Source organism: Mycobacterium sp. DL592 (assembly GCF_011694515.1).
Taxonomy (GTDB): domain Bacteria; phylum Actinomycetota; class Actinomycetes; order Mycobacteriales; family Mycobacteriaceae; genus Mycobacterium.
The window spans coordinates 2428622-2452781 of the sequence record NZ_CP050192.1 but is presented as its reverse complement, the minus strand read 5'-3'; the positions used below and the strand labels follow the sequence as shown (position 1 = coordinate 2452781).

21 protein-coding genes and 1 pseudogene are annotated in these 24160 nt (G+C 70.0%); 21 read left to right on the top strand and 1 reads right to left on the bottom strand.

Features of this window, described 5'->3' with window-relative positions:
• Positions 1-21 precede the first annotated feature (21 nt).
• The 16 genes from HBE64_RS11855 to HBE64_RS11780 all read left to right on the top strand — a co-directional run bounded on the left by HBE64_RS11855 (position 22) and on the right by HBE64_RS11780 (position 17793).
• A complete protein-coding gene (locus HBE64_RS11855; protein ID WP_167101990.1) occupies positions 22-1566 on the top strand; it encodes a UDP-N-acetylmuramoyl-L-alanyl-D-glutamate--2,6-diaminopimelate ligase in 1545 nt (514 codons plus the stop codon).
• Entirely contained in the window at positions 1563-3092 is a 1530-nt protein-coding gene (murF, locus tag HBE64_RS11850; RefSeq protein ID WP_167101987.1) for a UDP-N-acetylmuramoyl-tripeptide--D-alanyl-D-alanine ligase, read from the top strand. Before HBE64_RS11855 ends, murF begins: the two co-directional genes overlap by 4 nt.
• Positions 3089-4168 carry a phospho-N-acetylmuramoyl-pentapeptide-transferase gene (gene mraY, locus HBE64_RS11845; protein WP_167101984.1) on the top strand — a complete coding sequence of 360 codons (1080 nt, stop codon included), beginning with the start codon at positions 3089-3091 and terminating at the stop codon, positions 4166-4168. Before murF ends, mraY begins: the two co-directional genes overlap by 4 nt.
• A gap of 1 nt (position 4169) precedes the next feature.
• The gene (murD, locus tag HBE64_RS11840) at positions 4170-5630 is read left to right on the top strand and encodes a UDP-N-acetylmuramoyl-L-alanine--D-glutamate ligase (RefSeq protein ID WP_167101981.1); all 1461 of its coding nucleotides are present in this window, start codon (positions 4170-4172) and stop codon (positions 5628-5630) included.
• 5 nt (positions 5631-5635) lie between these two features.
• Positions 5636-7285 carry a putative lipid II flippase FtsW gene (gene ftsW, locus HBE64_RS11835; RefSeq protein WP_167101978.1) on the top strand — a complete coding sequence of 550 codons (1650 nt, stop codon included), beginning with the start codon at positions 5636-5638 and terminating at the stop codon, positions 7283-7285.
• A gap of 71 nt (positions 7286-7356) precedes the next feature.
• Complete coding sequence (gene murG / locus HBE64_RS11830) at positions 7357-8421, top strand: undecaprenyldiphospho-muramoylpentapeptide beta-N-acetylglucosaminyltransferase (protein ID WP_371744186.1); 1065 nt, start codon at positions 7357-7359, stop codon at positions 8419-8421.
• The gene (gene murC, locus HBE64_RS11825; RefSeq protein WP_167101975.1) at positions 8418-9881 is read left to right on the top strand and encodes a UDP-N-acetylmuramate--L-alanine ligase; all 1464 of its coding nucleotides are present in this window, start codon (positions 8418-8420) and stop codon (positions 9879-9881) included. Before murG ends, murC begins: the two co-directional genes overlap by 4 nt.
• Positions 9878-10843 carry a cell division protein FtsQ/DivIB gene (locus HBE64_RS11820; protein WP_371744149.1) on the top strand — a complete coding sequence of 322 codons (966 nt, stop codon included), beginning with the start codon at positions 9878-9880 and terminating at the stop codon, positions 10841-10843. Before murC ends, HBE64_RS11820 begins: the two co-directional genes overlap by 4 nt.
• Positions 10844-11041: 198 nt before the next feature.
• On the top strand, positions 11042-12187 hold the full coding sequence (gene ftsZ, locus HBE64_RS11815) for a cell division protein FtsZ (RefSeq protein ID WP_167101972.1): 1146 nt from the start codon (positions 11042-11044) through the stop codon (positions 12185-12187).
• 34 nt (positions 12188-12221) lie between these two features.
• Entirely contained in the window at positions 12222-12929 is a 708-nt protein-coding gene (gene pgeF, locus HBE64_RS11810) for a peptidoglycan editing factor PgeF (protein WP_208300627.1), read from the top strand.
• A complete protein-coding gene (locus HBE64_RS11805; RefSeq protein WP_167101969.1) occupies positions 12926-13663 on the top strand; it encodes a YggS family pyridoxal phosphate-dependent enzyme in 738 nt (245 codons plus the stop codon). Before pgeF ends, HBE64_RS11805 begins: the two co-directional genes overlap by 4 nt.
• A 63-nt stretch (positions 13664-13726) precedes the next feature.
• Complete coding sequence (locus HBE64_RS11800) at positions 13727-14395, top strand: cell division protein SepF (protein ID WP_167101966.1); 669 nt, start codon at positions 13727-13729, stop codon at positions 14393-14395.
• A 130-nt stretch (positions 14396-14525) separates the two neighbouring features.
• Positions 14526-14825, top strand: coding sequence for a YggT family protein (locus HBE64_RS11795; protein ID WP_167101963.1), 300 nt, complete (start codon positions 14526-14528; stop codon positions 14823-14825).
• 221 nt (positions 14826-15046) lie between these two features.
• Positions 15047-15865 (top strand): DivIVA domain-containing protein, encoded by an 819-nt coding sequence (locus tag HBE64_RS11790; RefSeq protein WP_167101960.1) that lies wholly within the window; start codon positions 15047-15049, stop codon positions 15863-15865.
• A 72-nt stretch (positions 15866-15937) separates the two neighbouring features.
• Entirely contained in the window at positions 15938-16378 is a 441-nt protein-coding gene (locus HBE64_RS11785) for a phage holin family protein (RefSeq protein ID WP_167101957.1), read from the top strand.
• 44 nt (positions 16379-16422) lie between these two features.
• Positions 16423-17793 carry a TIGR01777 family oxidoreductase gene (locus tag HBE64_RS11780; RefSeq protein ID WP_167101954.1) on the top strand — a complete coding sequence of 457 codons (1371 nt, stop codon included), beginning with the start codon at positions 16423-16425 and terminating at the stop codon, positions 17791-17793.
• Here the strand turns inward: HBE64_RS11780 and HBE64_RS11775 are convergent, their stop codons facing one another.
• Complete coding sequence (locus tag HBE64_RS11775; RefSeq protein ID WP_167101951.1) at positions 17794-19653, bottom strand: pyruvate kinase; 1860 nt, start codon at positions 19651-19653, stop codon at positions 17794-17796.
• Between the two features lie 125 nt (positions 19654-19778).
• Between HBE64_RS11775 and HBE64_RS11770 the strand changes: the two genes are divergently transcribed.
• The 5 genes and pseudogenes from HBE64_RS11770 to HBE64_RS24720 form a co-directional block, all read left to right on the top strand.
• Positions 19779-20894, top strand: a complete 1116-nt coding sequence (locus HBE64_RS11770; RefSeq protein ID WP_167101948.1) for a 4Fe-4S dicluster domain-containing protein — start codon at positions 19779-19781, stop codon at positions 20892-20894.
• Positions 20887-21747, top strand: coding sequence for an FAD/NAD(P)-binding protein (locus HBE64_RS11765; protein ID WP_167101945.1), 861 nt, complete (start codon positions 20887-20889; stop codon positions 21745-21747). Before HBE64_RS11770 ends, HBE64_RS11765 begins: the two co-directional genes overlap by 8 nt.
• Position 21748: 1 nt before the next feature.
• On the top strand, positions 21749-22516 hold the full coding sequence (locus tag HBE64_RS11760) for an oxidoreductase (protein WP_167101942.1): 768 nt from the start codon (positions 21749-21751) through the stop codon (positions 22514-22516).
• Positions 22509-23795 carry a Ni/Fe hydrogenase subunit alpha gene (locus HBE64_RS11755; protein WP_167101939.1) on the top strand — a complete coding sequence of 429 codons (1287 nt, stop codon included), beginning with the start codon at positions 22509-22511 and terminating at the stop codon, positions 23793-23795. Before HBE64_RS11760 ends, HBE64_RS11755 begins: the two co-directional genes overlap by 8 nt.
• Positions 23714-24157: pseudogene (locus HBE64_RS24720) on the top strand (hydrogenase maturation protease); the annotation flags it as partial. The gene HBE64_RS11755 and the pseudogene HBE64_RS24720, both read left to right, overlap by 82 nt.
• Positions 24158-24160: the final 3 nt, after the last annotated feature.

Genomic DNA, 24160 nt, shown 5'->3' with positions numbered 1-24160 from the left:
GCTCGGTAGGGTGTCAATCCGATGACCAACCCCCTGCGGCCCCGTTCGACACCGGCCTTGGCGCTGGCGACGCTGGCCACCCGGATCGGTGCCGTACCGGCCAACGGCGGTGCCGTCCCCGAAGTGCAGATCACCGGGATCACGCTGCGCGGGCAGGAGTCCCTGCCCGGCGACCTGTTCGCGGCGCTGCCCGGATCGTCGTCGCACGGCGCCGCCTTCGCCGGCGACGCGGTCGAGCGCGGCGCGGTGGCGGTGCTGACCGACGCCGACGGTCTGGCCGTCATCCACGGCGGTCCAGGTAGACCGGCGCCGGTGCCGGTGCTGGTGCATCCGAACCCGCGCGCCGTACTCGGTGAGCTGGCATCCGCGGTGTACGGCCACCCCTCGGACCGGGTGGTGGTGCTCGGCGTCACCGGCACCTCCGGCAAGACCACGACGACACACCTGATCGAAGCCGGCCTGCGCTCGGCGCAGCGGGTGCCCGGTCTGGTCGGCACCGTCGGCGTCCGGATCGCCGGGCACGACGTGCCAAGCGCACTGACCACCCCCGAGGCGCCCGCCCTGCAGGCGCTGCTGGCGGTGATGGCCGAGCAGGGCGTGGACACCGCGGTGATGGAGGTGTCCAGCCACGCACTCGAACTCGGGCGGGTGGACGGCATCCGCTTCGCCGTCGGCGGGTTCACCAATCTGTCGCGCGACCACCTCGACTTCCACCCGACGATGGAGGCCTACTTCGAGGCCAAGGCCAAACTGTTCGACCCCGGCTCGCCGGTGCACGCGGCCCAGGCAGTGGTGTGCGTGGACGACGATGCCGGCCGGGCGATGGCGCGCCGCGCCGTGCAGGTGGTGACCGTCAGCACTGACGGACACCCCGCCGACTGGCGCGCACAGGACATCACCGTCGGAGACAACGGCGTGCAGGAGTTCACCGCGCAGGACCCCGCCGGAGTGCATCATCGGCTGCGTATCCGGCTGCCCGGCCGGTACAACGTCGCCAATGCCCTTCTCGCACTGGCGATGCTCGACGCCGTCGGGGTGTCACCCGAGCAGGCGTCACCCGGCCTGCGGGAGGCATCGGTGCCGGGTCGCCTCGAAGCGATCGAGCGCGGGCAGGAGTTCCTCGCCGTCGTCGACTACGCTCACAAACCCGGCGCGCTGCAGGCGGTGCTGGAAACCTTGCGCAGGCCCGATTCGCGGCTGGCTGTGGTGTTCGGCGCCGGTGGAGACCGCGACGCGGGCAAGCGGGAACCCATGGGCCGCATCGCCGCCGAGCTGGCCGACCTGGTGGTCGTCACCGACGACAATCCCCGCGACGAGGACCCGGCGTCGATCCGCGCCGCCATCCTGGCTGGTGTCGCACAGGCCGGCCAGCGGGCCGACGTCGTCGAGATCGGCGACCGGCGCGCGGCCATCCGGCACGCCGTCGCGTGGGCCCGCCGCGGCGATGTGGTGGTGATCGCGGGCAAGGGCCATGAAAAAGGCCAGACCGGCGGCGGCCAGACCCGCCCCTTCGACGACCGTGAGGAACTGGCCCTGGCACTCGAATCGTTGGGAACTGCACCGTGATTCCGTTGACTGTCGCGAGAATTGCCGAGATCGTCGGCGGTGAGCTGGCCGATATCAGCCCGGCGCAGGCCGCCCAGCTCCGGGTGACCGGCACCGTCGAGTTCGACTCGCGCAAGCTCAGCCCCGGTGGCCTGTTCCTGGCGTTGCCTGGTGCCCGCTCCGACGGCCACGACTTCGCGGCGGCGGCGGTCGCGGCGGGGGCGGTCGCCGTGCTGGCCGCCCGGCCGGTCGGCGTGCCCGCCATCGTGGTGCCGCCTGCGGTCGCGGCCGACGCGGGAGCCGGTGTGCTCGAACACGACACCGACGGTTCGGGGGCGGCGGTGCTGGCCGCGCTGGCCAAACTCGCCAACGCGGTCGCCGCGGAGCTGGTCGACGGCGGCCTGACGATCATCGGGATCACCGGCTCCTCGGGTAAGACCTCGACGAAAGACCTGATCGCCGCTGTTCTGCGCCCACTCGGCGAGGTGGTGGCACCGCCGGGCTCGTTCAACAACGAACTCGGCCACCCGTGGACGGTGCTGCGCGCCACCTCCGACACCGACTTCCTGGTCCTGGAGATGTCGGCGCGCCATCCGGGCAACATCGCCGCGCTGGCCGCCATCGCGCGCCCGTCGATCGCGGCCGTGCTGAACGTCGGTACCGCCCACCTGGGCGAGTTCGGCTCGCGGGAGATCATCGCGGAGACGAAATCTGAACTGGTACAAGCCCTTCCAGCCAGTGGCGTCGCGGTGCTCAATGCCGATGACCCGTACGTGGCGGCGATGGACGCCAAGACCGTCGCCCGCGTGGTGCGGGTCGGACGCGGTGAAGGTGCCGAGCCGACGATGCGGCCGAGGAACGAGGCCGAGGAGGAGCGAGGCAATAGGCGGTTGGACATCCGCGCCGAGAATATCGAGCTCGACGAACTGGCCCGGCCCCGCTTCACCCTGACCACCGCCGAGGGATCCGTCGGCGTCGCGCTGGCGGTGCACGGCGAGCATCAGGTGAGCAATGCGCTCTCGGCCGCCGCGATCGCCCTGGAGTGTGGCGCGAGCCTGCCGCAGGTGGCCGCCGCGCTGGCCGACGCAGGCCCGGCGTCGCGGCACCGGATGGAGGTGCACACCCGCGCCGACGGGGTGACCGTGGTCAACGACGCCTACAACGCCAACCCCGACTCGATGCGTGCCGGACTGCAGGCGCTGGCCGTGATGGCCCGCCCGCAGGGCAGGCGCAGCTGGGCCGTTCTGGGCGAGATGGGCGAGCTCGGTGAGGACTCGATTACTGAACACGACCGTATCGGACGGCTGGCGGTGCGCTTAGATATCAGTCGACTCGTCGTCGTCGGAACCGGGAGGCCTATGAGCGCCATGCATCACGGGGCGGTCATGGAAGGTTCCTGGGGTTCGGAGTCCACCATGGTCCCCGACGCTGACGCCGCCCTGGAGTTGCTGCGCGCCGAGCTGCAGCCCGGAGACGTGGTGCTGGTCAAGGCGTCCAACGCCGCGGGCCTGAGCGCGCTGGCCGAAGCGTTGGTGGCCACTCCATGAGACTGATCCTCATCGCTGTCGGCATCGCGCTGGCGGTGTCGATACTGCTCACCCCGGTGCTGGTGCGGTTGTTCACCAGGCAGGGGTTCGGCCACGAGATCCGCGAGGACGGCCCGCCGAGCCACAAGACCAAGCGCGGAACGCCGTCGATGGGCGGGGTGGCGATCATCGCCGGAATCTGGGCCGGCTATTTCGGCACCCATCTGGTCGGGCTGGCAATGGACGGCAGCGGCCCGTCAGCGTCCGGGCTGCTGGTGCTGGGGCTGGCCACCGCGCTGGGTGCGGTGGGTTTCGTCGACGACTTGATCAAGATCCGCCGCTCCCGCAACCTCGGCCTGAACAAGACCGCCAAGACCGTCGGCCAGATCACCGCGGCCGTGCTGTTCGGCATCCTGGTGCTGCAGTTCCGCAACGCCGACGGGCTGACGCCGGGCAGCGCGGAGCTGTCCTATGTGCGCGAGATCGCCACTGTCACGTTGACCCCGCTGCTGTTCGTGTTGTTCGTCGTGGTCGTGGTCAGCGCCTGGTCGAATGCGGTGAACTTCACCGACGGCCTCGACGGGCTGGCCGGCGGCAGCATGGCGATGGTCAGCGCGGCCTACGTGCTGATCACGTTCTGGCAGTACCGCAACGCCTGCGCGACCGCCCCCGGCCTGGGCTGCTACAACGTGCGCGACCCGCTCGACCTGGCGCTCATCGCCGCCGCCACCGCGGGTGCGTGTATCGGGTTCCTGTGGTGGAACGCGGCCCCGGCCAAGATCTTCATGGGGGACACCGGCTCGCTGGCCCTGGGCGGCATCATCGCCGGGCTGTCGGTGACCAGCCGCACCGAGGTCCTCGCGGTGGTGCTCGGCGCCCTGTTCGTCGCCGAGGTGACCTCTGTCGTCGTGCAGATCCTGGCGTTCCGCACCACCGGGCGGCGGGTGTTCCGGATGGCGCCGTTCCACCACCACTTCGAGCTGGTGGGCTGGGCGGAGACGACGGTGATCATCCGGTTCTGGCTGCTGACCGCGATCGCGTGCGGCCTGGGCGTGGCCCTGTTCTACGGCGAGTGGCTCTCGGCCATCGGAGCCTGACGTGACTGGCCTGGAGCCGCTGGCCCGCGGAGCTCGGGTACTGGTCACTGGAGCCGGGATCACCGGACGTGCGGTGGTTGCCGCACTGGCCTCGTGGGACGTCCACATCGTGGTCTGCGATGACAACGACGATGCTCGGAAAGTCTTGGCCGCCAACGGGATCGAGACCATCGAGCCGACGCGGGCGGTAGCCGACATCGGCGCGGTCGACCTGGTGGTCACCAGCCCCGGCTTCCCGCCGCAGGCCCCGGTGCTGGCCGCTGCGGCCGGCGCGGGTGTGCCGATCTGGGGCGATGTCGAACTGGCGTGGCGCCTGGACGCAACGGGGCATTACGGGCCACCCCGGCGCTGGCTGGTGGTCACCGGAACCAACGGCAAGACCACCACCACTTCGATGCTGCACGCGATGCTGCTCGCCGACGGCCGTCGCGCGATGCTGTGCGGAAACATCGGCGATCCGGTCCTCGACGTCCTGTCCCAGCCCGCCGACCTGCTCGCGGTCGAATTGTCCAGCTTTCAGCTGTTCTGGGCGCCCTCGCTGCGCCCGGAGGCCGGGGCGGTGCTCAACATCGCCGAGGACCATCTCGACTGGCACGGCAGTTTCGCCGCCTACGCCGCGGCCAAGGCCAGGGCGCTGCAGGGCCGGGTGGCCGTCGTCGGGCTCGACGACGGGCCGGCGACCGCCCTGCTGCCCGCCGCCGCCGCGCCGGTGAAGGCCGGTTTCCGGCTCGGCGAGCCGGCGGCCGGTGAACTCGGGGTGCGCGACGGTCTGCTCGTGGACCGTGCGTTCGCCGAGGACCTCGCGCTGGCGCCTGCGGCGTCGATCCCGGTGGCCGGGCCGGTCGGGGTGCTTGACGCACTCGGCGCCGCGGCGCTGGCGCGTGCGGTGGACGTGCCGGCCTCGGCGATCGCCGACGCGCTGGCCGGCTTCCGGGTGGGCCGCCACCGTGCCGAGGCCGTCGGCGTCGTCGACGGGGTGAGTTACGTCGACGACTCCAAGGCCACCAACCCGCACGCGGCCCAGGCGTCGGTGCTGGCCTATCCGCGGGTGGTCTGGGTGGCCGGCGGCCTGCTCAAGGGCGCCTCGGTCGACGAGATGATCACCCGGGTGGCAGACCGGCTGGTCGGTGCCGTGCTGATCGGTCGCGACCGTGCGGTGGTTGCCAACGCGTTATCGCGACACGCACCCGATGTCCCCGTCATCGAGGTTGTGACGCGGGAGGATGCTGTGGTGCAAGGGACTAATGAGTCAGATGTTGCTCGTGGGACTCGGTTGGTCGACGCTTCCGGAACTGGCCTTGGTGCACGGGTGATGACCGAGGTCGTCGCGGCTGCCGCCAGCCTGGCCCGGCCGGGTGACACCGTGCTGCTGGCCCCTGCTGGTGCGTCGTTCGACCAGTTCGCCGGCTACGGCGACCGCGGGGACGCGTTCGCCGCCGCCGTTCGTGCTGCGGCGCGGTAGCGGCCATGGCTGACAACATCCTGACCCGGTTGCGGCGTCGGGGTGCCAAGGGCACCGCCGACGGCACTGATGTGCCCGCCGAGAACGACACCGCTGCCTCCGCCGCCGGCGAGACCACCACCGGCGCCGTCGCGGTCGCCACCGCCGAGGCGCCGGCCAAACTCCGCTTCCTGCCGCACAAGACGTTCGGCGCGTGGCTGGGCCGGCCCATGACCTCGTTCCACCTGATCGTCTCGGTGGCCGCCCTGCTGATCATCCTGGGCCTGACCATGGTGCTGTCGGCCTCCGGTGTGCACTCCTACGACGAGGATGGCTCACCCTGGTCGATCTTCTTCCGCCAGGTCATGTGGACGGTGTTGGGGCTGTTCGCCTGCTGGATCGCGCTGCGGCTGCCGGTGAGTTTCATGCGCCGGATGTCGTTCTTCGCATTCGCGGTGACGATCGTGCTGATCACACTGGTGCTGATCCCCGGGATCGGCCACGAGTCCAACGGCTCCCGGGGCTGGTTCGTCGTTGCCGGCCTGTCGATGCAGCCGTCCGAACTCACCAAGATCGCGTTCGCCATCTGGGGCTCCCATCTGCTGGCGACCCGGCGGATGGAGCGCGCCTCGCTGCGCGAGATGCTGGTGCCACTGATCCCCGCGGCGGTGATCGCCCTGGCGCTGATCGTCGCCCAGCCCGACCTCGGCCAGACGGTGTCACTGGGCATCATCCTGCTCGCCATGCTGTGGTTCGCCGGCCTGCCGCTGAAGGTCTTCGTCACCTCGGTGCTGGCTGCGGTCGGGGCCGCGGCGGTGCTAGCGGTGTCCGCGGGCTACCGCTCTGATCGGGTGCGGTCCTGGCTGGATCCCGCCGCCGACGCCCAGGGCTCGGGATATCAGGCCCGGCAGGCCAAATTCGCGCTGGCCAACGGCGGTGTGTTCGGCGACGGACTAGGCCAGGGCACCGCGAAATGGAACTACCTGCCCAACGCCCACAACGACTTCATCTTCGCCATCATCGGTGAGGAACTCGGGTTCGTCGGAGCCTTCGGCATGCTGGCGCTGTTCGGTCTGTTCGCCTACACCGGGATGCGCATCGCCCGGCGGTCAGCCGATCCGTTCCTGCGGCTGCTGACCGCCACCGCCACCATGTGGGTGATCGGCCAGGTGTTCATCAACGTCGGCTACGTGATCGGCCTGCTTCCGGTCACCGGCATTCAGCTGCCGCTGATCTCTGCGGGTGGAACATCAACGGCAACAACGCTGTTCATGATCGGACTGATGGCCAACGCGGCCCGCCACGAGCCTGAGGCGGTGGCTGCACTGCGCGCCGGCCGCGACGACCGGATGAACCGGCTGCTGCGGCTGCCGCTGCCCGAGCCGTATGTGCCGACCCGGGTGGAGGCGCTGCGCGACCGGCTGCGCACCAAGCCGGCCGCCGTCAAACCCGTCAAACCCGCCAAACCCGCCAAATCGGGCAGAGCCGCCAAACCGGTGAAGACGCCCACCCGCGGTCGCGCCGACGCACCCGCCAAAACGAGGACGGCGCAACGGCCCACCCGGCGCTCAGGGCATCATGGTGATGCTTCGCAACGCGGGGCACAGCGATACGGCAGCCAGGGAGCCGGCCAGCCACGGCGGTCCCGCACATTGGAAGGTCAGCGTTACGGGTGAGTAGTGAGCGCGGCGCATCGGTCTCGGTCGTCCTGGCCGGCGGCGGCACCGCAGGTCACGTGGAACCGGCCATGGCAGTCGCCGACGCGCTCAAGGCGCTCGACCCAAACGTTCGCATCACCGCCCTGGGGACCGCCCGCGGCCTGGAGACCCGGCTGGTCCCCGAGCGCGGCTACCACCTCGAACTGATCACTCCTGTCCCGCTGCCACGCAAAGTCAACGGCGATCTGCTGCGCTTGCCGCTGCGGGTGCGCCGCGCCGTCAAGGAGACCCGTGCCGTCCTCGACGATGTCGCCGCCGACGTGGTGATCGGCTTCGGCGGCTACGTGGCCGTGCCTGCCTATCTCGCCGCCCGCGGCGGGCCATTGCGCAGGCGCCGGGTTCCCGTCGTCGTGCACGAGGCCAACGCCCGCGCCGGCGTGGCCAACCGGGTCGGCGCACGGACCGCGCGCCGCGTGCTGGCCGCGGTGCCGGACTCTGGTCTGGCCGGCGCCGAGGTGGTGGGCATGCCGGTGCGCGCGTCGATCACCGAACTGGATCGCACGGCGTTGCGGTCCGCGGCCCGCGCCCACTTCGGGTTCGCCGACGACGCGGTGGTGCTGCTGGTGTTCGGCGGCTCGCAGGGCGCGGCGTCGATCAACCGCGCGGTCAGCGGGGCAGCGGCGGAGCTGGCCGCGGCGGGTATCTCGGTGCTGCACGCCCACGGCCCGAAGAACACCCTGGACCTGCGGACCCCGCCGCCCGGCGACCCGCCCTACGTCGCGGTGCCCTACCTCAGCGAGATGAACCTGGCCTATGCCGCCGCCGACCTGGCGATCTGCCGCTCCGGGGCGATGACAGTCGCCGAGGTCTCGGCCGTCGGGCTGCCCGCCGTCTACGTTCCGCTGCCGATCGGCAACGGCGAGCAGCGGCTCAACGCGCTGCCGGTGGTCAACGCCGGTGGCGGGCTTCTGGTCGCCGACAGCGACCTCACCAGCGACTTCGTCGCCGGCGAGGTCGTCGGCCTGCTCAGCGACACCGCCCGCCTGCAGGCCATGACCAACGCCGCCGCCCAGGTCGGCCACCGCGACGCCGCACGCCGGGTCGCCGAGGTGGCCCTGGATGTGGCTCGAGCGCACCGCGGAGAGGCCCGATGAGCACCGCCAAGGCACTGCCGCCGGAGCTGGCCCGGGTGCACATGGTCGGCATCGGCGGTGCCGGGATGTCGGGGATCGCGCGCATCCTGCTCGACCGCGGGGGGCTGGTGTCGGGCTCGGACGCCAAGGAGTCGCGCGGCGTGGTCGCACTGCAGGCCCGCGGCGCGCAGATCAGCATCGGCCATGACGCGGCGAACCTGGATCTGCTGCCCGGCGGTCCGACCGCGGTGGTCACCACCCACGCCGCGATCCCGAAGACCAACCCGGAGTTGGTCGAGGCCGCCCGGCGCGGGATCCCGGTGATCCTGCGCCCGGTGGTGCTGGCCAAGCTGATGGCCGGGCAGCGCACCTTGCTGGTGACTGGTACGCACGGTAAGACCACCACCACCTCGATGCTGATCGTCGCGTTGCAGCATGTCGGGATGGACCCGTCGTTCGCGGTCGGTGGTGACCTCGGGGAGGCAGGTACCAACGCGCACAACGGAAGTGGTGACTGTTTCGTCGCCGAGGCCGACGAGAGTGACGGCTCGCTGCTGGAATACACCCCGAACGTGGCGGTGGTGACCAATGTCGAGGCCGACCACCTGGATTACTTCGGCAGCGCGGAGGCCTACAGCGCGGTGTTCGACGCGTTCGTACAACGGCTGGTTCCGGGCGGTGCGCTGGTCATCTGCGCCGACGATCCCGGTGCGGCCGCGTTGGCCGAACGCAGCGCCGCCAGCGGTGTACGGGTGTTGCGCTACGGCAGCGGGCCGGGTGACGGTCTGGCCGGGGCACTGGTCGACTGGGAACAGCACGGCACCGGGGCAGTGGCCCACATCCAATTGGCGGGGGAGTCTCATCAGCGGGTGATGCGCCTGGCGGTGCCGGGCAGGCATATGGCGCTCAATGCGCTCGCTGCGCTGCTCGCGGCACTCGAGGTGGGCGCGCCGATCGACGAGGTGCTCGACGGATTGGCCGGTTTCGACGGTGTGCGTAGGCGTTTCGAGCTGGTCGGGGTGGCGGGCGGGGTGAAGGTGTTCGACGACTACGCCCATCACCCGACCGAGGTGCGCGCCGCGCTGACCGCGCTGCGCGCGATCGCCCGCCAGGACCGCACCGGCCACCCGACCATCACCGGGGCCCGCAGTATCGTGGTCTTCCAACCCCACTTATATTCGCGCACAAAGACTTTCGCGCGTGAGTTCGGTAGCGCGCTGGACACCGCCGACGAGGTGTTCGTGCTCGACGTCTACGCCGCCCGCGAGCAACCGATGCCCGGTATCAGCGGGGCCACCGTGGCCGAGCATGTCAGCGTGCCGGTGCACTACGTGGCGGATTTCTCCGCGGTCGCCGCACGGGTGGCGGCATCGGTGGGCAGCGGCGACGTCGTGGTCACCATGGGCGCCGGCGACGTGACGATGCTGGGTCCGGAGATCATCGCCGCGATCCAGGACAAGGCCGGCCGGGAGCAGCGGTGACCGAGCCGGATCCGCCGCAGCCTCCCGACGCGCCCGAACCGACGGCTGGGCGCGACAGTGCGAGTGAGGACGTGCAGAACGTCGATCTCGACGAGGCCGAGACTGAGACCGCAGAGTCTGGCGAAGCCCAGCCCGAGGAGCCCGACTTCGAGGGACCTCGGCGCAAGGCCCGCCGGGAGCGTGAGGAGCGCCGCGCGGCGCAAACCAGGGCGATGGCGATCGAGGAGGCCCGCAGGGAGGCCAAGCGCCGGGTTCGCAGCCAGCACGTCGAGGCGCCGAAACAGTTGGGCCGCGGCACGGTTCGGGGGTTGCGGCTGCTGGTGTGGCTGATCGTGTTGAGTGTGGTCGCCGTCGGACTCGGCCTGATCCTGTACTTCACCCCGCTGATGTCGGCCCGCTCGCTGGTGGTGACCGGGGTCGGCGCGGTGACGCGCGACGAGGTCATCGACGCCGCGAAGGTCCAGCTCGGCACGCCGCTGCTGCAGATCAACACCGACACGGTGGCCGACCGGGTTGCCGAGATCCGCCGGGTGGCCAGCGCCCGGGTGCAGCGCGAGTACCCGTCGACCCTGCGTATCACGATCGTGGAGCGGGTCCCGATCGTGGTGAAGGACTATCCGGACGGCCCGCATCTGTTCGACAAGGACGGTGTGGACTTCGCGACCGCGCCGCCGCCGCCGGGCCTGGCCTACATCGATGTCGACAATCCCGGACCCACGGACGCACCGACGCGTGCGGCCCTGGAGGTGATGACGGCGCTGAGCCCGGAGGTGGTCGGTCAGGTCAGCCGGGTCGCCGCGCCGTCGGTGGCATCGGTGACTCTGACGCTCACCGACGGGCGGACTGTGGTGTGGGGGACCACCGACCGCACCGCGGAGAAGGCCGAGAAGCTCGCGGCGCTGCTGACCCAGCCGGGCCGTACCTATGACGTCTCGAGCCCGGATCTGCCGACCGTCAAGTAGATCGGGTGGCGCCGTGACGGACGTCGCGCGAAATTCGCCCACGACACGTCGGCGCGCCTCCCCAATCCCGCGGGGACCGTCCATATCGTTCTGGTTGCGCGGAACTACTTGACATAACTCTAAGCCTGAGGTTGAGGTTGAGGGTTTGCCCAAGGGGATTAGCGCCACCCGAGCCCGACAGGGAGGAAGACCCAGACGATGACCCCCCCGCATAACTACCTGGCCGTGATCAAGGTCGTTGGCATCGGCGGCGGCGGCGTCAACGCCGTCAACCGCATGATCGAGCAGGGCCTCAAGGGTGTCGAGTTCATCGCCATCAACACTGACGCCCAGGCGCTGTTGATGAGCGACGCCGACGTCAAGCTCGACGTCGGACGTGACTCCACCCGCGGCCTCGGTGCCGGCGCCGACCCCGAGGTGGGCCGCAAGGCCGCGGAGGACGCCAAGGACGAGATCGAAGAGCTGCTGCGCGGCGCCGACATGGTCTTCGTGACCGCAGGCGAGGGCGGCGGCACCGGAACCGGCGGCGCGCCCGTCGTGGCGACCATCGCCCGCAAGCTCGGCGCACTGACCGTCGGCGTGGTCACCCGGCCGTTCTCCTTCGAGGGCAAGCGCCGGTCCAACCAGGCCGAGGCCGGTATCCAAGCGCTGCGCGAGAGCTGCGACACCCTGATCGTCATCCCCAACGACCGGCTGCTGCAGATGGGCGATGCCCAGGTCTCGCTGATGGACGCCTTCCGCAGCGCTGACGAGGTGCTGCTCAACGGCGTGCAGGGCATCACCGACCTGATCACCACCCCGGGCCTGATCAACGTCGACTTCGCCGACGTCAAGGGCATCATGAGCGGTGCGGGTACCGCGTTGATGGGCATCGGTTCGGCCCGCGGCGACGGTCGCGCGCTCAAGGCCGCCGAGATCGCCATCAACTCCCCGCTGCTGGAAGCCTCGATGGAAGGCGCCCAGGGCGTACTGATGTCGATCGCCGGCGGCAGCGACCTCGGGCTGTTCGAGATCAACGAGGCCGCCTCGCTGGTCCAGGACGCCGCCCACGTCGACGCCAACATCATCTTCGGCACCGTGATCGACGACTCGCTGGGCGACGAGGTCCGGGTGACGGTCATCGCCGCCGGCTTCGACGCCGCCGGACCCAGCCGCAAGCCGGTGGTCGGTTCGGGCTCCACGATCGCCGCGGGTGCCGCGGGCAAGCTCAGCTCCTCGCTGTTCGACCCGATCGACGCGGTGAGCGTGCCGGTGCACACCAACGGTGCGACGGTCAGCATCGGCGGAGACGACGGCGGCATCGCCGATGACGATGTCGACGTGCCGCCCTTCATGCGGCACTGACGCCGTCTCTCACCCGCCGCCGATACTGGGTGCTGTGACTGTTCGCATTCGCCGCGTGACCACCACCCGGGCCGGCGGGGCGTCCAAGCCGCCGTTCGACACCTTCAATCTCGGTGACCACGTCGGTGACGATCCCGCCGCGGTGGCGGCCAACCGGGCGAGGCTGGCGAAAGCCATCGGCTTACCTCCCGACCATGTGGTGTGGATGAATCAGGTGCACGGTGACCACCTCGAGGTCGTCGCCGAACCCCGCACCGACCCGCTGCCCGACACCGATGCACTCCTGACCTCCACGCCCGGGCTTGCGCTGGCGGTGGTGACGGCCGACTGCGTGCCGGTGCTGATGGGCGACGCCCGCGCCGGCGTCGTCGCCGCGGTGCATGCGGGACGGGTCGGGGCCGCCGACGGTGTCGTGCTGCGCACGCTGGAAGCCATGCTGGCCGCGGGTGCGCGCACCGAAGACATCTCCGTGCTGCTCGGGCCCGCTGTCAGCGGCGCCAACTACGAGGTGCCCGACCAGATGGCCGCCGACGTCGAGGCCCGCCTGCCGGGTAGTCGCACCCGAACGGCACGGGGGACCGCCGGGCTGGACCTGCGGGCCGGGATCGTCCGGCAATTGCGCGACGCCGGGGTCACGTCCGTCGACGTCGACCCGCGGTGCACCGTCGCCGACAAGAATTTGTTCAGCCATCGCCGGGGCGCACCGACCGGCCGGCTCGCTTGCCTGGTGTGGATGGAATGAGCGATCGCGAATCCGAACTCGCCGCGGCGCTGACCGGGCTGCGCGACAGGCTGGCCGCCGCGGCGTCGGCAGCGGGCCGCGATGCCGCCGACATCGAGCTGCTGCCGATCACCAAGTTCTTTCCGGCCAGCGATGTCGAGATTCTCTGGCGGCTGGGGTGCCGGTCCTTCGGCGAATCCCGTGAGCAGGAGGCGTCGGCCAAGATCGCCGAGGTGCAGACCGCGACCGGGGCGCGCGACCTGCACTGGCACATGGTCGGCCAGATTCAGCGCAACAAAGCCAAAAGCATTGCGGTGTGGGCGGATACGGTCCACTCGCTGTCGACGGCCAAGGTGGCCGCCGCGCTGGATCGCGGTGTGCAGCAGGCGATCGCTGACGGGGTGCGGTCCACGCCGGTGCGGGTGTTCCTGCAGATCAGCCTCGACGGGGACACGGCGCGCGGCGGCGTCGACATCGGCGATCGGGCCGGGGTTGACGCGATGTGCGATCAGATCGCAGGCGCCGACGGGCTGCGACTGGTCGGGCTGATGGCGATCCCGCCACTGGGCGCCGATCCCGACGCCGCATTCTCGGCGCTGGCCGCCGAACACCAGCGGGTACTGGGCCGCCATCCGCAGGCCACCGAGCTGTCCGCGGGCATGTCGGGCGATCTGGAAGCCGCCGTGCGACACGGATCAACGTGTGTGCGTGTCGGTACAGCGCTTATGGGAAATCGTCCTCTAACGTCTCCCTGAGTAGTCACTCCAGTCACATCTTCATCACAGACACCGAACTTCACGCTCAAGAAGGGTCCAGCGATGAGCACTCTCCACAAGGTCAAGGCCTACTTCGGGATGGCCCCGATGGACGATTACGACGACGAGTACTACGACGACGACGACCGCGGCACCGCCCGCGGCGGATACGCCCGTCGCGGTGAGCGTTTCGCCGACGAAGGCTACGAGCGCGCCGGTCGTTACGACGACCGCGAGCCGCGCGCCGCCCGTGAATACGACGACCCGCGCGGCGAGTACGACGCCCCGGCCACCGGCGGGTTCCGCAGCTACGCCGACGAGCCGCGGTTCCGCCCGCGTGAGTTCGACGACATGCCGCGCCCCTCGCGGTTCGGTTCCCTGCGCGGGTCGACCCGCGGCGCCCTGGCGATGGACCCTCGCCGGATGGCCGAACTGTTCGAGGCCGGCAGCCCGATGTCGAAGATCACCACGCTGCGCCCCAAGGACTACAGCGAGGCCCGCACCATCGGCGAGCGTTTCCGTGACGGCCAGCCGGTGATCATGGACCTGGTCTCGATGGACAACGCCGACGCCAAGCGTCTGGTGGATTTCGCCGCCGGCCTGGCCTTCGCCCTGCGCGGCTCGTTCGACAAGGTCGCCACCAAGGTGTTCCTGCTTTCTCCGGCCGATGTCGACGTCACCGCCGAGGAGCGCCGCCGCATCGCTGAAGCCGGCTTCTACAGCTATCAGTGAACCCGGCGCCGGCAACGGTTGCCGGCCCGGCGGCTCCCACGCCGAGTAGGTAGGCTGGCTGCGTCACGCTGGAGACATGCCAGCGATGTCGGCAATGTCACATCCGCTGTTAGTTAAGGACCGGCTTTAGTTGGCGCTGTTCTTCGAAATCCTGGGTTTCGCGCTGTTCATCTTCTGGCTGCTGCTCATCGCCCGGGTCGTGGTGGAGTTCATTCGTTCGTTCGCCAGGGACTGGCAGCCGCGCGGCCTCACCGTGGTCGTCCTCGAGGCGATCATGACGGTGACCGACCCTCCGGTGAAACTCTTGCGGCGCCTGATTCCGCAGTTGACGATCGGTGCGGTGCGTTTCGACCTGTCGATCATGGTGCTGCTGCTGGTTGCGTTCATCGGGATGCAATTGGCCTTCAACGCGGCGGCCGCAGCGGCCTGACAGGGCGGGGCAACTTACCTCACCAGGCGGGCGAATCCGGTTAGGCGCGCCGAGCTGCGGGGTACCAAAACTTTGAAATTCGCTCTTAATTATTAGTCTCGGGCGCAACCGACGGTTCTGGTGTGACAGGATGGACGCCAGTTACAGTACGGCACGATGAACGCGACACGCGTTCTACACTTTGACATCGGTTCGACCGTCCAGACTCGAGGGGGCAGGCAATGCCACTTACACCGGCCGACGTGCACAATGTGGCGTTCAGCAAGCCACCGATCGGCAAGCGCGGTTACAACGAGGACGAGGTCGACGCGTTTCTCGACCTGGTGGAGAACGAGCTCACCCGCCTGATCGAGGAGAACTCCGATCTGCGTCAGCGGGTCAGTGAGCTCGATCAGGAGCTGGCCTCGGCCCGTGCCGGCGGCGGTGTACCGCAGCCCACTCAGGCGATCCCGCTCTACCAGCCCGAGCCGGAACCCGAACCAGCCCCGGCGCCCGTCGCGCAGCCCGCCCCCGCTCCCGCGCCGTCGCCGTCGGTCACCGAGGAGCAGGCGATCAAGGCGGCCCGGGTGCTGAGCCTGGCCCAGGACACCGCCGACCGGTTGACGGGCACCGCCAAGGCCGAGGCCGACAAGCTGCTCGCCGACGCGCGCGCCAATGCCGACCAGATCCTCTCCGAGGCCCGGCACACCGCCGAGACCACGGTCGCCGATGCCAAGCAGCGCTCCGAAGCGATGCTCGCCGACGCGCAGACCCGCTCGGAAACCCAGCTGCGGCAGGCCCAGGAGAAGGCCGACGCACTGCAGGCGGACGCCGAGCGTAAGCACTCGGAGATCATGGGCACCATCAACCAGCAGCGGACCGTCCTGGAGGGCCGGCTCGAGCAGCTGCGCACCTTCGAGCGCGAGTACCGCACCCGGCTCAAGACCTACCTCGAGTCGCAGCTCGAGGAGCTGGGCCAGCGTGGGTCGGCGGCACCGGTCGACTCCGGCGCAGCCACCGACGGCGGCGGGTTCAACCAGTTCAACCGGGGTAACAACTAAGCCTTCCGTCGGGCAGGTCCGTCGGGCCACGTGTCCGAATCCAACCTTGATCTGGCTGCCGGAGGTTGATCGATGCTGATCGTTGCGCTCGTACTGGCGGTGGTCGGCCTCGCGGCCCTGGTCACCGCGGTCGTCACCAGCAATGAGCTCGTCGCGTGGGTGTGCATTGCCGCCAGCGTGCTCGGGGTGATCCTGCTGATCGTGGACGCGATCCGCGAGCGTCAGCATGGCGGTCCCGCCGCCGCGCCCGACCCGGAGCCCGCCGAGGAGCCGGCGATTGCCTATTCCGACGAGGACGTCGTCGAGTCCACCTACTCGACGTTCGACGCGGACTACCCGGCAGACGAGCTCGCCGAGGAGCAGCACCCCGATGAGGTGGTGTCCGAGGATCCCGAGGCCGATCTGCCCAGCGACGACGAACCCGAACTGCCGGAACCGGCCGAAGAGGCCGCCGTCCATCCCGTGGAGACCGCCGGCGAGCCGGACGTGACCGAGGACACCGACCGTCGCTGACTCAGCGGAGCAATCCGGTCGGACCGCGGCTCCGAATGTCACACGTGGGTATTGAATACGCGAGCATCGTCGACCATCCGCTCGACGAGGTGTTCGCCTGGCACACCCGGCCGGGTGCGATGCGCCGGCTGGTCCCGCCGTGGCAGCCGATGCGGGTCGTCGCCGAAACCGACTCGCTTGCCGACGGGGTGGCCATCCTGGGATTGCCTGCCGGGCTGCGCTGGATCGCCCGGCACGACCCGACCGGTTACGACCCGCCGTATCAGTTCCGCGACGTGCTGTCCTCGGATGGGTTGATGACGCTGCCGCCGCGGGTCATCGGCTGGTGGCGACACACCCACCGCTTCAGCGACGCCGGCGACGGTGCCACCAGGGTCCACGACGAGGTCGACACCACGGTGCCCGGCGCGGCGCTGCGCTCCACCTTCGCCTATCGCCACCGGCAACTGGCCGACGACCTCGCTGCGCACCGCGATGCGGCCCTGGCCGGTGCGGACCGCCTCACGGTCGCCATCACCGGCTCGTCCGGTCTGGTCGGCACGGCACTGGCCGCGTTCCTGTCCACCGGCGGGCACCGGGTGATCCGACTGGTTCGGCGCGAGCCGCAGAACTCAGACGAACGGCGTTGGGATCCAAGCGATCCCGCGCCGGATCTGCTCGACGGGGTCGACGCCGTGGTCCACCTGGCCGGTGAGTCGATCGCCGGGCGGTTCACCGACAAGCATCGCGTGGCGATTCGCGACTCCCGCATCGAGCCCACCCGCAAGCTGGCTGCGCTGGCCGCCGAATCCGGCAGTTCGCTGCGTGCCTTCGTCAGCGCGTCAGCGATCGGCATCTACGGATACGACCGCGGCGACGCGCTGCTGTGCGAAGACAGCGCCCACGGTGACGGATTCCTTGCCGATGTGGTCGCGGACTGGGAAGCGGCCACCGCCCCGGCCGCCGACGCGGGGGTACGCACTGTCGTGGTGCGCACCGGCATCGTGCAGTCCGCCGCGGGCGGCACCCTGCGGCTGCTGCGCCCGCTGTTCGCCGCCGGGCTGGGCGGCCGGCTGGGCAGTGGCAGGCAGTGGCTGTCGTGGATCGGTATCGACGACCTGCTCGACGTGTACTACCGCGCCCTCTACGACGACCGGCTGTCCGGCCCGGTCAACGCCGTCGGGCCGAACCCGGTGCGCAACAGCGAGTACACCGCGGTGCTCGCCAAGACCCTGCACCGGCCTGCGCTGCTGCCGGTCCCGTCGATCGGGCCGCGGGTGTTGCTCGGCGAGCAGGGTGCGCGGGAACTGGCCGAGGCAGATCAGCGGGTGCTGCCGACGAAGCTGCAGGCGCTCGGGCACCGGTTCCGCCACCCCACTGTCGACGACGCGCTGGCCCACCAGCTCGGTCACGACCCCGCGCCCGGCGTGCTCTGACTACAGTCCGGCGGCCGACCAGGAGTGCAGAGTGCGTAGCAGCGAATTCTTCTTGTACTCGTGGCCGGCCATCCGGCCCAGGATGTCGTCGAGGGTCAGCACCGCGTCGGTGACATAGGGGCCCTTGTTCAGCATCACGCATTCGGCTCGCTCGGCCATTGCGGCGTCACTGATCTCGGCCCGCGACGGCAGGCCCGTCTTGGCGAGTTGCTCAAGGACCTGGGTCGCCCAGATGACCGGCAGGTGCGCCGCCTCGCATAGGCACAGCGTCTCCTCCTGGACTTCGGCCATCCGCTCGTAACCGCACTCCACTGCCAGGTCGCCGCGGGCGATCATCACCCCGACCCGGTTGCGCCGCATGGCGGTCAGCATCAGTTGCGGCAGATGCTCGAAGGCGAGCCGGGTTTCGATCTTGAGGACCACTCCCAGTTCGGTGTCGCCGAGCCGGGCCAGTTCGTCGAACAACCGGATTACGTCGGCGGGTTCGCGGACGAACGAGAACTGGACGATGTCGGCGACCGCGACGACCGTGGCCAGGTCGGCCAGGTCCTTGTCGGTCAGCGCCGACACCGTCAGGTCGGTGTCGGGGGCGTTGATGCCCCGGCCCGCATGGAGTTTCGCGGTGCCATACGGCGGATGGTCGATGTGGACGTCGATGCTGTCGGGCGCGATGGCCACCACCTCACCGCCGATCTTGCCGTCGTCGAAGAAGATTCGTTCGCCGACTTCGGCGCTGTCGAACAACTCCGGCAACGTGCAGCCGATGTGGGGTGGCTCGTCGTCGGCGGGTGCGGGGGCACAGTCGCGTGTGAGGCGGATGACGTCGCCGGCCGCCAGGTCGATGCTCTGCTCGGTGACCGGGAGCGGGCCGACCACGCCCCGTTTCTTCGCGCCTTTATTGTTCCCCGAGTCGCTTCGCTCGTGCCCTCCGGGGCCTCTGCTCTTGAGCACCGTCCCGGACTCCAGATACGTCGTCTTCTCGGTCGTGATGACGAAACCACCCGGGGCCGCGGCCGCGACCAGCAGCCGCCGTTTGGACCCGCGCGTGTCGTGCAGGAGCAACTCCTCGCCTTCGACGCGGCGGGCCAGCCACTCCGGGTCGACGGGCACGGTGACCAGGCCGGGTTCGGGGGCGCGGGCCGGTCGCTGAGCTGAGGTCAGCCAGCCGCGGGCGGCCGCGACGACCTGGCCGCGGGCATTGCGGCTGGGGTGCAGGCGCACCACCTGCGGGCCACCCTGCAGCGGCCCGGTTCGCAACTTCGGCCCGGCGAGGTCCATCGCGATCAGGCACGGCCGGCCGGCGGCGGCCGCCGCCGACCTGACGTTGGCGGCCATTGTCTTCCAAGCGGTTTCGTCGTCGTGCGCGCAGTTGATTCTGGCGATCCGCATCCCCGCGTCGACCAGTGCACGCACCAGACGTGCATCGCCTGCCGCTTCGGACGGCAGGGTCACCATGATCCGTGCGGCGCGGTCCTCGGCGGCCGGGCCGAGCAGGGTGTCGGCATTGCGGGCGAGTAGGTTCGCGCCGTCCTGCGCGCTGACGGTGGCCGCACCGGGCGCCTGCCAGCCGCGGCCCAGCATCGCCGAGATCGCTGCCGCCACCGACCGCAGAGTCGCCTGGACGTGAGCTTCGCTGCGGCCGAGCGATGACAGGCCGAGCTCGGCCAGCCGGTGCTGCAGGTCCCGCAGATCGCACTGTCGCAAAGCCCAGTAATGCACGAGATTAATTGCACTGCAACGGTTTCCGGGAGTAACCGGAGCGATCCACGGTTGCCATCGGAGTTCTGCCTCGGCCAGCCGGTCGAGCAGCACGTCGATATCGCGCTGCAGGCACTCCAGCTGGTCGGTTTCGGCAGACATGTCCGCGACGCTAGTGAGGCCAGGTTGCGGTTGGGTGAACGATTGGGGCGATGTGACTTTAGGCCCCTCACCGGTACCCCGAATGACCCACGCGCAAGCCCATCGTCGTACGCGACGATGGCGGCATGGCACCCAGCGATACCGTCGTCCTCGACGGCGCGGGTCTGCACCGACTCGTCGACGAGCTGAGCGGGCGGGGATACACCGTTGTCGGCCCCACCGTGCGCGACAACGCCATCGTGGTCGCCGAGTTGGCAAGCGCCGACGACCTGCCTCACGGCTGGGGTGTCGACGTCGCGCCGGGAAGCTACCAGTTGCGCCGCCGCGACGACCTCGCCGCGTTCGGGCATTCCTCAGGCCCCCAGTCGTGGAAGCAGTTCCTGCACCCGCCCCGCCAGAAGGTGTGGGGGTGCGGGCCTGACGGCGTCGACACGCCCGAGCCCGAACCCAAGTACGCCTTCCTCGGCGTACACGGCTGCGATCTGGCCGCCATCGGGGTGCTCGACCGGGTGCTGTCCGGCGGAGCGCACCCAGACGGCTCCTATGTCGGCAGGCGCAGGCAGGCCTTCGTGGTCGCCGTCAACTGCACCGAACCAGGCAACCTGTGCTTCTGCGCCTCGATGGACACCGGTCCGGGCTGCCGGTCGGGCTACGACCTGGCGCTGACCGAACGCCTCGACGGACCGGAGCCGACCTACCTCGTCGAGACCGGCAGCGCGGCGGGCGCCGAGGTGCTGGCCGCGGTCCCGCACCGGGTGGCCGAACGCGCCGAGACCGCGGCAGCCGCCGATGACGTCGCGGCCGCGGCTGACCTGATGGGGCGCCGCATGCCCGACGTGGACCTGCGCCGGTTGCTCGCCGAGTCACGTGAATCCCCGCACTGGGACGATGTCGCCAGCCGCTGCTTGACCTGCGGCAACTGCACCATGGTGTGCCCGACCTGCTTTTGCACCAGCACCTCTGATGTCACCGACCTCACCGGCGAGCACGCCGAGCGGTGGACGGAATGGGCGTCGTGCTTCGAGCTCGACTTCACCTTCGTCCACGAGGGACCGGTGCGGACCTCGGGTCCCTCGCGCTACCGGCACTGGCTCACCCACAAGCTGTCGAGCTGGCATGACCAGTTCGGCTCGTCGGGCTGCGTGGGATGTGGGCGCTGTATCGCCTGGTGTCCCACCGGGATCGACATCACCGAGGAGATGGCGACCTTCGCCCGGCTCGCCGAGGAGGACCATGAGTGAGGCCGTGACGCGCGGGTGGGCGCCGGAGTCCTCGGCGATGGCGCCGATGCCGTATCGGGTGCGCTCGAAAGTCGTGGAGAACGCCGACTCGGTCACGTTGTGCCTCGAACCCGTCGCCACCGAGCTGTCGGCCCCGCGGCCGGGGGAGTTCATGATGCTCTACGCCTACGGGGTCGGCGAGGTGGCAATCTCGGTCAGCGGTGACCCGTCATCCTCCGACGGCACCATCACCCACACCATCCGCAACGTAGGTGCGGTAAGCGCGGCGCTGTGCGCCGCGGAGCCGGGCACCGCACTCGGTGTGCGTGGACCGTTCGGCACCAGTTGGGGACTCGACGAGGCGGCCGGACGCGATCTGGTGATCGTGGCAGGCGGAGTCGGTCTGGCGCCGCTGCGTCCGGTGGTTCTCGGCGCGCTGGCGCACCGGGAGCGCTACGGCACGGTGGTGCTCATCGCCGGCGCCCGTTCCCAGCGCGACTTCCTCTACACCGCGGAAGTGCAACGCTGGCAACAGGATCCGCGCCTGGACGTACACCTGACCGTGGACGTGCCGATCCAGGGCTGGCCGGGGGAGACGGGGTTCGTCACCGAGCCGCTGCGGCGGCTGTCGCTGACGCCCGCCCGGGTGAAGGCCTTCCTGTGCGGGCCGGAACCGATGATGCGCTTCGGTGCCCAGGCTCTGCTGGACAAGGGGGTTGCCCCCGGCGACATCCGGGTCTCGCTGGAACGAAACATGCAGTGCGGCATCGGCTGGTGCGGTCACTGCCAACTCGGTCCGCTGCTGGTGTGCCGCGACGGTCCAGTGGTCGGCTACGACGTGGCGCGTCCGCTGCTGGAAACCAAGGAGCTCTGACATGCCCAGCCTGGCTGTGTGGAAGTTCGCCTCTTGCGACGGATGTCAGCTCACCTTGCTCGACTGTGAGGACGAACTGCTCACGCTGGCCGAGCAGGTGCAGATCGCGACGTTCGCCGAAGCCTCCAGCGCGATCGTCGGCGGCCCCTACGACGTCTCGCTGGTCGAGGGCTCGGTGACCACCTCCTCCGACGAGCGCCGAATCCGCGAAATCCGCGAGCAGTCAGGCATTCTCGTCGCGATCGGCGCCTGTGCCATCGCGGGCGGCATCCAGGCGCTGCGCAACTTCGCCGACGTCGCCGAGTTCACGTCCGTGGTCTACGCCCGGCCCGACTACATCGACACCCTGGCCACCTCGACGCCCGCTTCGGCACACGTCACGGTCGACTACGAGTTGCGGGGCTGCCCGATTGACCGGCGCCAACTGCTCGACACCCTGGCCGCGCTGCTCGTCGGCCGCAAGCCCAGACTGCCCGCGGCCACCGTGTGCACCGAATGCAAACGGGCCGGGGTGACATGTGTGACCGTCGCCGACGGTATCGCCTGCCTGGGACCGGTCACCCACGCCGGCTGCGGCGCACTGTGCCCGCGCCACCACCGCGGCTGCTACGGCTGTTTCGGCCCGACGGCCACCCCCAACATGCCGGCGATGATCCCGCTGCTGCACCGCGACGGAATGTCAGGACCCGACGTGAACCGGGTATTCGACACGTTCAACGTCACGCAGTTCCACGACGCTCTGGAAGCCGAGCCACACCGCCATGACTGACTCCCGGACCATCCGTGTCGGTGCCCTCACCCGAGTCGAGGGCGAGGGCGCCCTGCACGTGGAGATGCGCAACGGCGTGCCCGAACGCGTCGAGCTCAACATCTACGAGCCGCCGCGGTTCTTCGAAGCCTTCCTGCGGGGCCGGGCGCACACCGAGCCGCCCGACATCACCGCCCGGATCTGTGGCATCTGCCCGGTGGCCTACCAGATCAGCGCCTGCAACGCGCTGGAAGACGCTTGCGGCGTCACGCTAGACCCACAGGTGATCGCGCTGCGTCGGCTGCTGTACTGCGGGGAGTGGATCCACAGCCACGCCCTGCACATCTACATGCTGCACGCGCCCGACTTCCTCGGCGAGCCCGACATCATCGCCGTCGCCAAGAACCACCGCGCCGCGGTCGAACGCGGGCTGGCGCTGAAGAAGGCCGGCAATCGGCTGATGGAACTCATCGGTGGCCGATCCATCCATCCGGTGAACGTCCGCCTCGGCGGCTTCTACTCGGTGCCCACCAAAGCCGATCTCAAGCCGATGGCGCAGGAGTTACGCCGCGCCCTGGACGACGCGCTCGCGACCGTGCAATGGGTGGCCGGGTTCGAGTTCCCCGACCTCACCGTGGATCACGAGCTGCTGGCGCTGACCGGGCCGCGCTACGCCATCGAGGACGGGACGATCACCCGCAGTGCCGGTGCGCCGTTCCCGGTGGCCGAGTTCAGCGACCACGTCCGCGAATCGCAGGTGCCGCATTCCACCGCACTGCACGCCACCCTCGACGGCGCCCGTCATCTCACCGGTCCGCTGGCCCGCTACTCGCTGAACTCCGCGCTGCTCTCACCGGTCGCCCGGCAGGCCGCCAGCGCGGCGGGGCTGGGAGCGGAGTGCCGAAACCCGTTTCGCAGCATCGTGGTTCGCGCGGTCGAGACCGTCTACGCGGTCGAGGAGGCGCTGCGCATCATTGAGGACTACGAGCGCCCGGCGCGGCCGTTCGTCGACGTGCCTGCCCGGCCCGGCATCGGGCATGGCGTCAGTGAGGCGCCGCGTGGGCTGCTGTACCACCGCTACGAGATCGGTGAGGACGGGCTGATCAAGGCCGCGGTCATCGTGCCGCCGACCGCCCAGAACCAGGCGGCGATCGAGGACGACCTGGCCAAGGTGGTGCTGGCCGGCGGCGACCTCGACGATGCCGCCCTGACGGCGTTGTGCGAGCGCATGATTCGCAACTACGACCCGTGCATCTCCTGTGCGACACATTTCCTGACGCTCACGATCGACCGCCGGTGAGGGTCGTCATCGGGATCGGCAACGACCATCGCCGCGACGACGGGGTTGGTCCCGCGGTGGCGGCCGAGGTGGCCCGCCAATGCCCGGGGCTACGGGTGGTGCGGTGCGCGGTGGAATCGGCCGCGCTCATCGACGCCTGGGACGGTGCGGATCTCGCGGTGGTGATCGACGCGGCGGCGGGGGAACAGGCGGTGCCCGGCCGGGTCCGGCGGTGCGGTATCGACGAGCTGGCCGCACCGGTGGCGGTCAGTTCACACGATCTGGACCTGGCCCAGACCTACGAGTTGGCTACGGTGCTGGGCCGGGCGCCGGCGCGGCTGGTGGTCGTCAGCGTCGACGTCGCCGACGTCGGATATGGCGCCGGA

What these genes read in the sequence shown, in the direction of transcription:
- HBE64_RS11855 (WP_167101990.1), top strand. Translation starts at nt 22, where the DNA reads ATGACCAACCCCCTGCGGCCCCGTTCGACACCGGCCTTGGCGCTGGCG.
- mraY (WP_167101984.1), top strand. Translation starts at nt 3,089, where the DNA reads ATGAGACTGATCCTCATCGCTGTCGGCATCGCGCTGGCGGTGTCGATA.
- ftsW (WP_167101978.1), top strand. Translation starts at nt 5,636, where the DNA reads ATGGCTGACAACATCCTGACCCGGTTGCGGCGTCGGGGTGCCAAGGGC.
- murG (WP_371744186.1), top strand. Translation starts at nt 7,357, where the DNA reads ATGGCAGTCGCCGACGCGCTCAAGGCGCTCGACCCAAACGTTCGCATC.
- murC (WP_167101975.1), top strand. Translation starts at nt 8,418, where the DNA reads ATGAGCACCGCCAAGGCACTGCCGCCGGAGCTGGCCCGGGTGCACATG.
- ftsZ (WP_167101972.1), top strand. Translation starts at nt 11,042, where the DNA reads ATGACCCCCCCGCATAACTACCTGGCCGTGATCAAGGTCGTTGGCATC.
- HBE64_RS11805 (WP_167101969.1), top strand. Translation starts at nt 12,926, where the DNA reads ATGAGCGATCGCGAATCCGAACTCGCCGCGGCGCTGACCGGGCTGCGC.
- HBE64_RS11800 (WP_167101966.1), top strand. Translation starts at nt 13,727, where the DNA reads ATGAGCACTCTCCACAAGGTCAAGGCCTACTTCGGGATGGCCCCGATG.
- HBE64_RS11790 (WP_167101960.1), top strand. Translation starts at nt 15,047, where the DNA reads ATGCCACTTACACCGGCCGACGTGCACAATGTGGCGTTCAGCAAGCCA.
- HBE64_RS11785 (WP_167101957.1), top strand. Translation starts at nt 15,938, where the DNA reads ATGCTGATCGTTGCGCTCGTACTGGCGGTGGTCGGCCTCGCGGCCCTG.
- HBE64_RS11775 (WP_167101951.1), bottom strand. Translation starts at nt 19,653, where the DNA reads ATGTCTGCCGAAACCGACCAGCTGGAGTGCCTGCAGCGCGATATCGAC.
- HBE64_RS11770 (WP_167101948.1), top strand. Translation starts at nt 19,779, where the DNA reads ATGGCACCCAGCGATACCGTCGTCCTCGACGGCGCGGGTCTGCACCGA.
- HBE64_RS11765 (WP_167101945.1), top strand. Translation starts at nt 20,887, where the DNA reads ATGAGTGAGGCCGTGACGCGCGGGTGGGCGCCGGAGTCCTCGGCGATG.
- HBE64_RS11760 (WP_167101942.1), top strand. Translation starts at nt 21,749, where the DNA reads ATGCCCAGCCTGGCTGTGTGGAAGTTCGCCTCTTGCGACGGATGTCAG.
- HBE64_RS11755 (WP_167101939.1), top strand. Translation starts at nt 22,509, where the DNA reads ATGACTGACTCCCGGACCATCCGTGTCGGTGCCCTCACCCGAGTCGAG.